The following is an 11,612-nucleotide window of genomic DNA, read 5'->3' on the forward strand; positions in this document are numbered from 1 at the left end:
ACGCACAGACCTCTGTTTTATCAGTAGACAGATAACACAGACACAGGTATTTTCGCCAGCGCACCACACCCCATACCCACACACGGAGATGTTTATGATTCGCAAGCTCGCTTTGATGACGCTTTTAGCTGCCAGCTGCCAATTTGCTTTTGCAGACCAGGCCTTTGACGACAACCTTGCCAAAGCCAAAAAAGGCGATGCGGCTGCACAACTGTCCACAGCCTCTGCGTATCTCTACGGTCGCGGTGTGGAAGCAAATTACGAAACCGCCAAAAGTTGGTTTCAAAATCTGCTGAAAGAGGAAATGCGGAAGCACAGTTCAACCTAGGACTTTTGTACGAACTCGGCCAAGGAACCAAACAAAACTATGCCTCTGCCATCAGCTGGTATCAAAAAGCAGCCAAGAAAAATTCTCACGCGCTGAATATCAGCTTGGCACGCTGTTTGAGCATGGCAAGGGTGTAAAACAAGACTACAAAAAAGCAGCCGACTTCTACGCCAAAGCTGCAGCCCAAGGCAACGCAGAAGCCAAAGCCGCTGCTGAAGCCTTAGCGCCAAAAATCGCTGAACAAGAAGCGGCTAAAAAAACCACCACATCAAAGAAAAAATAACCGGTGTTGATGTGTAGAAAAAGACCCGCAGCACGCAATGCTCGCGGGTTTTTTATTGCCGGTATTTTTCTGCACACGCTATTTCTCTTCGGATGTTCTAGCCAACAAACTGCGTCAGAAGCAACATCTCCACTCGCCAGCGAAGTTGTTTTCAATGCTATGCAGCAAGCAGGAAAACCGTATCGCTACGGCGGTAGCTCACCGCAAACAGGATTCGATTGCAGCGGCTTGATCCAATACACCTACCGCAATGCTGCAGGACTTGCCGTACCGCGTACCGTTTCCGCTTTGTACGCCGCGCCTTATCCCACGGTAAATCGCCAACAATTACAGAGTGGCGATATCGTGATTTTTGCCACGGGCTGGCGCAACAAACCCGATCACGCTGGCATTTATGTGGGTGAACAACGCTTTGTACACGCGCCCAGCTCTGGCGGTAAAGTGCGCGTAGATAGCCTGCAAAGCGACTATTGGAACCCTCGCTTTCTGGCCGGCAAGCGTATCCTCCGCGCGCAATAATTGCTTTACTATTTACGCGCAACAAGCCAGACAACAATACACAATAAGGAGCCATACGCATGCTAAAACCACCCGTACTCCCACCCCAAGCGCTGCTCGCTGGAAAAATTGCTGTCGGTATCGGCTGGCTGATTGGCTTTGCCGGCTTCTTGCTGGCAGATGCAGGTGCCACTTTTCACACACTCGGCATCGGCCTGTTAGCCTTTCTCATCGGAAGTCACGCGCTGGAATTGGTGATTTACGCCGCCTTTCTCAAAGCTGCCAAAGCTTCAAGTGCAGATTACGCACAGGTCTTTTTGTTCGGCATTTTTCACAGCGGCGGCATGACGCCACCCAAAGCCTGAGCGCGCATCCCAGCGGGCTCTATCCTCTATAATTGACGGCTTGCCCTTTCCCACCGGACACCGTCAATCATGCACGAGCAGTACCAGCACACCGCTGTCGAAGCCGCCGCCCAACAACACTGGCGCGCGAACAACAGTTTTTGCGTCACCGAAGACCACAGCAAACCCAAGTTTTATTGCCTGTCGATGTTTCCCTATCCCAGCGGGAAGTTGCACATGGGGCACGTGCGCAACTACACCATCGGTGACGTGGTCAGCCGTTTCCAGCGCATGCAGGGCAAAAATGTTTTGCAGCCCATGGGTTGGGATGCTTTCGGTTTGCCGGCAGAAAACGCTGCAATTAAAAATAATTCCGCACCCGCAAAATGGACGTACGAAAATATTGAGTACATGAAAGGTCAGTTGCAGTCGTTGGGCTTTGCTTACGATTGGTCGCGTGAGATTGCCACCTGCCGCCCCGATTACTACAAATGGGAGCAGTGGTTTTTTACACGCCTGTATGAAAAAGGTTTGGTGTACAAAAAAATGGCGACTGTGAATTGGGATCCGGTGGATTGCACTGTACTCGCCAATGAACAAGTGATCGACGGTCGCGGCTGGCGCTCTGGCGCGCTAGTGGAACGCAAAGAAATTCCGCAATGGTTTATTAAAATTACCGCTTACGCCGAACAACTGCTCGCCGATTTAGAAAAATTGCCGCATTGGCCGGAACAAGTTAAAACCATGCAGCGCAATTGGATAGGCAAATCGCGCGGCATCACCATGCGTTTTGATTTGACTTCCGAAATAGCAGGACACGATTCGTTTGAAATCTACACCACGCGCCCCGACACCTTGATGGGCGTGACCTATGTCAGCCTTGCGGCTGAACACCCTATCGCGCAAGCAGCGGCGAAAAAATAATCCTGCGCTGCAACAATTTCTCGCGGAATGTAAATTGCAATCCGTTGCCGAAGCGGACATGGCGACGATGGAGAAAAAAGGTTTCGATACCGGATTGAAAGCACTGCATCCGATCAGCGGTCGCGCAGTACCGGTGTGGGTCGCCAATTATGTGTTGATGGATTATGGCTCCGGCGCGGTGATGGCGGTGCCAGCGCACGATCAGCGCGATTACGAATTTGCCAAAAAATATGCGCTGGCGATTGAGCAAGTCATTACATCCTCTGATGGCGCTGCTTGCGATATTGCTAGCGCTGCCTTTACAGAAAAAGGCACGCTAATCAATTCTGATGAATTTGATGGTTTGGATTTTGATGCTGCATTTGATGCTATCGCCACCAAATTAGAAAATCTCGGCAAAGGCCGCATCACACTGAATTATCGCCTGCGCGATTGGGGCGTTTCGCGCCAACGCTACTGGGGCGCGCCGATTCCGATGTTCAATTTGCCGGAAGGTGGCGAGGTTCCTGTGCCGCTCGACCGCTTACCCGTGTTGTTGCCAGAAGAAGTGGTGATGGATGGCGTGAATTCGCCGATTAAATCTGATCTGAATTGGCGCAAAACGACTTTCAATGGCAAAGACATTGAACACGAAACGGATACTTTCGACACCTTTATGGAATCGTCGTGGTATTACGCGCGCTACACCTGCCCCAACTTTACCGAAGGTATGCTCGACCCCAATGCCGCCAATTATTGGCTGCCGGTCGATCAATACATAGGCGGTATTGAACACGCCATTTTGCATTTGTTGTACGCGCGTTTCTTTCACAAATTGATGCGCGATGAAGGTTTGGTGCAGTGCGACGAACCGTTTCAACGCTTGCTGTGTCAGGGCATGGTGTTGAAAGACGGCAGCAAGATGTCGAAATCCAAAGGCAACACGGTTGACCCGCAAGCGCTAATTGAACAATACGGCGCAGACACCGTGCGTTTGTTCATCATGTTTGCCGCACCACCCGAACAATCACTGGAGTGGAGCGATGCCGGTGTGGAAGGCGCGCACCGTTTTCTACGGCGTTTATGGAAAGCAGTTTACGCACATGTGCAAACTGGCTCGCCTGTTGCATTAGATGCCAGCACACTGACGGAATCTCAAAAAGATTTGCGCCGCAAAACGCACGAAACCATCGCCAAAATCAGTAACGATTACAGCGAGCGACAAACCTTCAACACGGCCATCGCGGCGGTAATGGAATTATTGAATGAAGTGGGCAAAGTTACCGATGCCAACAACGCACAAAGCCTAGCCGTAGAGCGAGAAGCCTTGGAAGCCGCCGTGCTATTGCTAGCACCTGTTGCACCGCATATCACGCATACCCTGTGGCAAGCACTCGGCCACAGCGATGCTGTCATCGATGCTGCATGGCCCGCTGTGGATGCAAACGCACTCACCAAAACCAGCGTTGAGATCGCGGTGCAAGTGAACGGCAAACTGCGTGGCACTGTTACTATAGCGCCCGATGCCAAACAGCCAGATGCGGAGCTGGCTGCGCAGCAAAATGAAAATGTTCAAAAATTTATCGACGGCAAGGAAGTGCGCAAGATCATTTTCGTGCCCGGAAAACTTCTTAATATTGTTGTTGCATAAAAAACCACAGGTGGAATAACACATGAAAACGCGCAATTTAATGGGTCTTTTTCTCTGCGTATTACTTGCTGGCTGCGGCTGGCACCTACGCGGCGACAGTGCCGCGACGAATATCAAAACGCTCAACATTACTTCCGCTCAAACTTACGGCAAGCTGGAGCGTGCCTTGCGTGCTGAAATGCGCGCACAACACATCGAAGAAGGCGGCGCAGACGGCTTGACACTGACTATTCTCAGCCAAGACCTGCGCCAAAACCTGCTCGCTTATAGCGATAGTATTAACGCCGCCATGTTTGAAATTGAATTAACCACTCACTTCACGGTGACCAACGCCAAAGGTGAAACCATCATTCCGCCGAACATGGAGCGCGTGGTGCGTCCCTATGAGCCCAATAGCGACCGCGCGTTGGCAACAGACCGCGAAACTGCCCTCATGAAAGAGGATGCCTACCGAGAAATGGCAGCCAATATTCTGCGCCGCATCAATTTTATTGCCGGCAAAAAAGAACACATCGATTAATCTCTGCTGTGCGCGTATACCCTGAAAAACTGGCGCAACATATCGAAAAATCACCGGCAGCGCTGTATTGGATTGCCGGTGACGAACCGCTGCTCGTACAGGAAGCCTGCGATGCAACACGCGCAGCTGCACTAAAAGCAGGATTTGCTGAACGCAAAATTTTTAATCCGGAAAAAAAAGAACACTGGCAGGAAGTGATTGCCGAAGCCAATGCGCTGTCACTCTTCGCAGATAAGTGTTTTCTCGATATACGCACTTCAACCGGAAAGCTCGATCATGCACTGCTACTGGAATATTTGGCGCGCCCCAGCAGCGACAGCTTTTTATTAATCCGCACGGACAAAGTTGACAGCAGCACGCAAAAAACACAGTGGTTCAAAGCCATGGAGCAGGCTTGCGCATTTGTACCCATCACACCGCTGGATAACAGTCGCTTTCCTGCTTGGTTGGCCGAGCGCGCGCGCAGCAAATCCGTCAATCTCTCTGCCGATGCTTTAAAAATTTTGGCGGAACGCACCGAAGGTAATTTATTGGCGGCCGTGCAGGAATTGGAAAAACTGGCGCTGCAATTTGGCACAACAACCGTTAGCGCCGAGCAAATCGATGCCGGTAACAGCTCGCACTACGATGTTTTTGCGCTGAACGACGCTCTGCTCAGTGGAGACACGCCGCACGCATTAAAAATCTTGCACACACTGAAACAGGAAGGCAGTAACGCTTTAGTCATTCTGGGCGCGCTGACGCGGGAGCTGCGCCAACTGGCCGCTGCCAGCGAGTCTGTTGCCGGCGGCTCGCCCGCTAGTGCCGCAATGCGTCAGTTGGGTGTGTGGGAAAAGCGTCAACCGATGTTTAGCCGCGCCCTGCAACGCCTGAGCGTCACACAAACGCGCCAGATGGTTGCGTTGATGGGAACCGTTGACCAAGCCGTGAAAGGCATGGCCAACCGCGATCCGTGGAATGTGCTGGAAACACTCTGTCTATTGGTGTGTAAGCCGCGCTGAACGCGGCTCCATCAGCGCGACTGCCGTTTCTTACAGAGCAGCACCCGACAACACTTGCACAGCACCCGTGTCTTTGACGGGCTTGGCTGGCGCAACAGCCGGAGTGTCGGCACCGGTTACGCCAACCATAACATCGTCATAACCATCACCGTTTACTTCACCTGCAGCCACTGTTGTACCCAGCGCCTCTTTGCTTGCACTGCCGTAAACCTTGGTGATCAAGCCAAAGTCATCGCCACTCCAAATAGAAATACTGCCCGCGCCTTTGATCGGTTTTTTAGCCGGTTTGTTGTCTTTGGATGCGCCGACAATCACATCTTTCAGACCATCGCCATCCACATCACCAAATGCCACGCTATTGCCCAAGCCTGCTTTGGCTACGCTGCCATAGTAGAGAATGGAGCCGCTACCGCCCGAATACAGGCTGACGCTACCTGCGTCTTTGCGTATCGCTTTGCCCGTTAAAACGTCCACCACATCGTCACCTGGCGCGCCAGCCAGCACTTCTGCTGCGCCATCGCCATCCATATCTGCTGAAGCCACAGATTTACCCAAATAGGCTTTTGCGGTAGCGCCGGGTTCGTACATTAGCTGCGAGCCATCAATGGTATAAACCGCCACGCTGCCGGTGTCTTTGATGATGGCATCAGGATCGCTGTCATCGTCGTCGTTGGGCGCACCGTATACGATGTCGGTATTGCCATCATCGTCAACATCACCCGTTGCCACGCTGGTGCCCGCATAAGATTTGGGCAGAAATCCGTAGAAAGTGTTCAGCACGGCGTTACCTGATGCGCCAGAAAACACAGTCACTGAACCTGCACCAATCACTGGCACCAAAGGATCGGTCACCAAATCATTGTCTTTAGGTGCGCCTGCGATAATGTCAGCAGTCGGGTTGCTGCTATCGCCATCTGGAAGACCGTTGACATCACCCAAAGCCACGGCCGAACCCAGCAAGGCTTTGGCGCGCGTGCCAGACAACACAGTTCTCGGTTTGGAATCATTAGGCCCATAAATCACGGTGACTGTGCCGGCATCCTTCAAACCATTCGGATCGGCCTTGGGCGCGCCCACCACCACATCGATGTGGCCGTCGCCATCCACATCGGCATTGCCTGCCACGGTAAAACCCATATTGTCTTTGGCGGCGTTGCCTTCGATAAATTTCAACACGCCACCTGTTTGTCCGCTAATAATTTCCGCGCGCCCCGCATCGGTTTTGCCCACGGGATCATAGGTGGGGTAACCGACGATGTAATCGCCGTAGCCGTCTTCGTCAAAATCGCCTGCAAACGCCACCACAGCACCTGCACCCACTTTGGCTTTGATGCCGCGCGTGATGTGCAACGCAGGCGCATCGCTGGCGCAGGCATCACCGTAGCCATCGCCGTTGATATCGTCCTGTGTGGGATTGGCTACCTGCGGGCAGTTGTCGACTGTATTCGACACGCCATCGCCATCGTTATCGTCGTCGCGAAACAGCGCATCACAAACTGGGGCATCGGCAGTACAAGCTGAAGGATTATTGGGTAACCAAGCATCTGTGTCGCCGTCGCCATCGGTATCCACGGCCGCGGCTGCATCGTTAGGGAAGGCATCCTCTGTATCCGGCACGCCGTCGCCGTCGGTATCCACCTCACCGTGAAAGCGCGCCAACATCATGTAGTTGAACTTGCCGTTGTTGCCGGTGCCAGCCACCGTCAGCTTGCCGTCAGCCTGCTGCACCACCGACACCGCCTCGTCGGAAACGGTGCCGATGTTGGCAGTGACTTTGCCATCTCCGCCAAAACCGGTGTCCAGTGAGCCATCGGTATTGAGCCGCACCAGCGCCATGTGCTTGCTGCTGGTGATGGTGATGGTGCTGCCAGCTAACACCAGTTTGCCGTCGGTCTGCTGTATCACTTTGGCGACGGCGTTGTTGTTGGAATCGACAGATAACACCAGCTTACCGGTACTGTTGAAGGAGGGGTCAAAACTGCCATCCTGATTCAAGCGCACCACGGCAAAATTGGTTTTATTGCCGGGATTGACATTGGTATACCCTGCCAGCACCAACTGGTCATCCGCCTGCTGCAACACGGAAATGGCGTAATCACGATCCGAGGCAATATCCACAAACAGCTTGCCGTCGGCGTCGAAAGTCGTGTCGAGCGAACCGTCGGTGTTGTAGCGTGTGAGCGCGAAGTTGTAATCGCTGTATCCCGCCATCAGCAGCTTGCCATCTGCCAATTGAATAACCGAGCGACCGTTATTGACGGTGCCATTAAAGTCTGTGGTCACCTTGCCGCCTGAGCCAAAGCTCGAATCCAGTGAGCCATCTGTATTAAATCTCGCCAAGGCAAAATCCGCCTTGTCATTGCCGGCTCCTGCCGTTTCGCCGGCGACCACCAATTTGTCATCGGCTTGCTGAATAATGGAGAGACAAGTGTCGTCTTTCGTGCCAAACCCCATCGTGACGATACCCTGCTCACCAAAGGTTTCATCCAGTGAGCCGTCTTTGTTGTAGCGCACCAAGGCGCAGTCATTGTTCACGCCGCTGGCCGTCACGCCCACCACCACCAAGCGCCCATTGCTCTGCTGGATGACGGCCTTGGCATCGTCCACAGGCACCGCAAGGTCGCTAATTTTGGTAATCACCATGCCCGTGCCGTTGAAGGTGGTGTCCAATGTGCCATCCAAGTTGTAGCGCAGCAGCGCAAACTGCTTCATGCCCTTTGCGTTGTAGGTGTTGCCCACCGCGACCAACTTGCCATCTGCCTGTTGAATAAGGCCGTTGCCATTAAAACCGGTTCCCGCTTTAAGCGGCACAGTGGAGACATAACCCAGATGATTGAAACTCAAATCCATGTCGCCAGGCGCAGCCGCCAGCGCACACACCGGCAACAAACTGGAGAAAAGACCAGCCCAAAACTGCTTTTTCATGGCAGACACCTCGCTATCTAAAGTATTGTTATTTGCTGTAGGTACTTTTCGACCATACCAGCCATTCTTCGTTATGCCAAGTAAAAACCTGTGAATACACGCAAACCTTTGATACCCGCACAACTGCACTGGCGCGATGACACGCCAGAAGCCGTTGATTTTGGCGATATTTATTTCTCACGCGACAACGGTCTTGCGGAATCGCGCCATGTTTTTCTCGATGGCAATCATTTGCGCGAGCGCTGGCGGCAACTGCCGCCATCATCAAAATTTGTGATTGCTGAAACCGGTTTTGGCACCGGCTTAAATTTTTTATTGGCCTGGCAGTTGTGGCTAGACACTGCGCCACCCAATGCCACTTTATTTTTTATTTCCACCGAATTGCATCCACTCACGCACGCAGATTTGCAGCGCGCGTTGTCACACTGGCAGGAGCTAGCACCGCTCAGTGAAGAACTTTTGCAACACTATCCAAATTTATTGCCCGGTTTTCATGTTGTGCGTTTGGCGCAAGGGCGCGTCACGCTGTTGCTGCTATTCGGCGATGCACAGGAAACACTGCCACAACTTTTGGATAGCCAACACAGCGATTTTTTTGCACAAAACCCGTGGCATGTGGACGCTTGGTTTTTGGATGGATTTGCGCCAGCCAAAAATCCACAACTGTGGCAAAACACACTAATTGAGCAGATTGCCTCACTCTCAAAAACTGGCACCACACTCGCCACCTTCACCGCCGCAGGGCAAGTGCGGCGTGATCTCTCGGCCGTAGGATTTTCCGTCAAAAAATATCAGGCTATGGCAGCAAACGCGAAATGCTTGTCGCCACGCTCACTGAATTAAAAAAATCGCACACCATCATCAATAAAACACCGTGGTTGCTGCACGCGCAACCACAAGCAAAACCACAACACATCACCGTGATTGGAGCGGGTTTAGCGGGCTGTCATATTGCGCACGCGCTGGCTGAACGCGGAATACGCGTCACTGTTTTGGAGCAGCACGCGCAGGCCGCGCAAGAAGCCTCCGGCAATCCGCAAGGTGCGCTGTACACCAAACTTTCTGCCAACAATGCCTCGCTGACGCGCTTTAGTTTGTCCAGTTTGCAATTTGCACTACAGCACTACCAGAAACCCCATCTCAAAACTGCATTTCACGATTGCGGATTATTGCAACTGCAAGAAAAACCAGATCCATCTTTGTTGGATTTGATGAAAAATAACGCGCAACTGGCGCAATGGATGGATGCAGAACAGGCATCTCAAATCAGCGGTATTGCGTTAACGCGCGGCGGCTGGTGGCTGTCGCAATCCGGCTGGATTAATCCACAACAATTGTGCAAGGCGCTGTTAGATCATCCCAATATCAACACAAAATTTGGCTGCAGCATTGCACAGCTACAGCGCGACAACGAGCACATCATCATTGCCTGCGCCAATGCATCCAAACAATTTTCACAAACCGCTTGGCTGCCACTGCGCGCTGTGCGTGGGCAAATCACGCAACTGCCTACCAACACTCTGAGCGAAACTTTGTGCTGCGTGGTGTGCGATGAAGGCTACCTCACACCCGCACACCAACAGCAACACTGCCTTGGCGCCAGCTTTATTCCCGATGACACCGCCACCGATTTGCGTAGCAGCGAACAGCAACACAACATGAGCCTGCTCAACGCCATTTCACCGACACTGCACAACGCATGGCAGAACGAAAAATTGCATGGTCGCGCTGCGTTGCGCTGCACCACGCCCGATCATTTGCCGATGGTTGGCGCACTGCCCAATCGTGAAATATTTTTACGCAATTACTCCGCACTGCGCCACAACGCCAAGGTTGTTATCAACAATACTGGCAGCTATATGAATGGCTTGTGGGTTTTTACTGGCTTTGGCGGGCGCGGGCTGTGTTACATCCCACTCGCCGCAGAATTATTAGCTGCGCAATTACTGCACGAACCACGACCGTTGCCGCAAGACATTCAGCAAGCCTTGGCTCCTGCGCGGTTTGTGATTCGGGAGCTGGTGCAAACGCACGCAGGACGGTAAAACCTTACTCTTCCGATACCGCAATAATTTGCTCGAATTCACCATGCGCTTGCAACAGCTGGGTCAACTCTTCCAATCTTTGCGCGCCACTACACAAACTATTCACTTTATTGGCAATTGCAAAGCGTCCGCGCAAGCCTTGATCAATATCAAATAACACTTCTCGCAATTCATTGACCGGATTCATGCTACATGTCTGACAAATACCCTTTTGCTTGCGGTTAATCGCCAACTTTACAGGATCCATATCCTCAATAGAGAAATCAAACACCGAACCCAGTGGCACCTTCTTTTCCCAATCTTGGCAACACAAATAATATTGACCGTTCCAACCGATAAATACTGAATACAATGCAATTGCACACAACTCTGTAAATCCTTTGTTGTGCAAAACATCAACAGCCTCACGCCAATGCGTACGGTTACCTAAAAACTGAAACGGTTTATCATGTGAACCACCGCGATTTTCTTCGCGCGTCACATGCACATAATCCACTCCCGCCTGCTGCCAGAACTGAGTAATTTCGTCGATTTGATGTGCATTACCATCGTGGCGCACCACGGTAATTTGCACATGACAGCGCCCGCGCGATTGACGGACAAACTCCAAGATGTTGTCGCGCGTCTTCTCAAAAGGCAGGCCATATATTTGATCGTAAGCCGCACCAATATCACTCACGCTGAAAGTTACATTTTTCAAACCAGCATCTAGCAGCCCCATGGTTAACGCAGGCGTTAAGCGCGAGCCGTTAGAAACAATATCTACATTTAATCCACGCTGAATGCCATGAGAGACAAACTCAAGAAAATGTGGATGCAGCATGGGTTCACCCAGCCCTGTGAGAGAGGCTTTCGCATGGCTACCCAATGCCAACACGCGATCAATTACCTGATCAAACACATCAAGGCTCATAAATCCTTGCTTCGGTGTTTTTTCGCGCGGACAAAAATCGCAAGTGGCGTTGCAGCGATTCGTTAACTCAATATCGATATTGCGATTGGCGATCTTCATAACCGTGAACCAGACCTAATGCCTTGGGTGAGAACCTAACACATCCACCCCGCAGTAACCATTTGCCCTTCGGTCAACGGTATAATCATCAGCCGTTTTTTG

10 protein-coding genes and 1 pseudogene are annotated in these 11,612 nt (G+C 52.0%); 9 read left to right on the forward strand and 2 right to left on the reverse strand.

Features of this window, described 5'->3' with window-relative positions; translation table 11 throughout:
• Positions 1-94 precede the first annotated feature (94 nt).
• The 7 genes and pseudogenes from IPK30_01485 (at position 95) to holA (ending at position 5,528) form a co-directional block, all read left to right on the forward strand.
• Positions 95-328, forward strand: a complete 234-nt coding sequence (locus IPK30_01485) for a hypothetical protein (GenBank protein MBK8101999.1) — start codon at positions 95-97, stop codon at positions 326-328.
• Between the two features lie 55 nt (positions 329-383).
• Complete coding sequence (locus IPK30_01490) at positions 384-611, forward strand: SEL1-like repeat protein (protein ID MBK8102000.1); 228 nt, start codon at positions 384-386, stop codon at positions 609-611.
• Positions 612-620: 9 nt separating this feature from the next.
• On the forward strand, positions 621-1,130 hold the full coding sequence (locus IPK30_01495) for a C40 family peptidase (protein MBK8102001.1): 510 nt from the start codon (positions 621-623) through the stop codon (positions 1,128-1,130).
• A 59-nt stretch (positions 1,131-1,189) separates the two neighbouring features.
• Positions 1,190-1,474 (forward strand): hypothetical protein, encoded by a 285-nt coding sequence (locus tag IPK30_01500; protein ID MBK8102002.1) that lies wholly within the window; start codon positions 1,190-1,192, stop codon positions 1,472-1,474.
• A 69-nt stretch (positions 1,475-1,543) separates the two neighbouring features.
• A pseudogene (locus IPK30_01505) lies at positions 1,544-4,007 on the forward strand (leucine--tRNA ligase).
• Positions 4,008-4,029: 22 nt separating this feature from the next.
• Positions 4,030-4,527 (forward strand): hypothetical protein, encoded by a 498-nt coding sequence (locus tag IPK30_01510; GenBank protein MBK8102003.1) that lies wholly within the window; start codon positions 4,030-4,032, stop codon positions 4,525-4,527.
• 8 nt (positions 4,528-4,535) lie between these two features.
• Positions 4,536-5,528 (forward strand): DNA polymerase III subunit delta, encoded by a 993-nt coding sequence (holA, locus tag IPK30_01515; protein ID MBK8102004.1) that lies wholly within the window; start codon positions 4,536-4,538, stop codon positions 5,526-5,528.
• Between the two features lie 30 nt (positions 5,529-5,558).
• Here holA and IPK30_01520 read toward each other — a convergent pair whose 3' ends face one another.
• The gene (locus IPK30_01520) at positions 5,559-8,453 is read right to left on the reverse strand and encodes an FG-GAP repeat protein (protein MBK8102005.1); all 2,895 of its coding nucleotides are present in this window, start codon (positions 8,451-8,453) and stop codon (positions 5,559-5,561) included.
• Between the two features lie 90 nt (positions 8,454-8,543).
• On the opposite strand from IPK30_01520, the gene mnmD reads away from it, so the two are divergent.
• Positions 8,544-9,296 (forward strand): tRNA (5-methylaminomethyl-2-thiouridine)(34)-methyltransferase MnmD, encoded by a 753-nt coding sequence (mnmD, locus tag IPK30_01525; protein ID MBK8102006.1) that lies wholly within the window; start codon positions 8,544-8,546, stop codon positions 9,294-9,296.
• The gene (gene mnmC / locus IPK30_01530) at positions 9,269-10,498 is read left to right on the forward strand and encodes an FAD-dependent 5-carboxymethylaminomethyl-2-thiouridine(34) oxidoreductase MnmC (GenBank protein ID MBK8102007.1); all 1,230 of its coding nucleotides are present in this window, start codon (positions 9,269-9,271) and stop codon (positions 10,496-10,498) included. Before mnmD ends, mnmC begins: the two co-directional genes overlap by 28 nt.
• Positions 10,499-10,502: 4 nt before the next feature.
• Here mnmC and IPK30_01535 read toward each other — a convergent pair whose 3' ends face one another.
• Entirely contained in the window at positions 10,503-11,510 is a 1,008-nt protein-coding gene (locus IPK30_01535; GenBank protein ID MBK8102008.1) for a radical SAM protein, read from the reverse strand.
• Positions 11,511-11,612: the final 102 nt, after the last annotated feature.

Source organism: Cellvibrionales bacterium (assembly GCA_016713115.1).
GTDB lineage: Bacteria > Pseudomonadota > Gammaproteobacteria > Pseudomonadales > UBA7239 > UBA7239.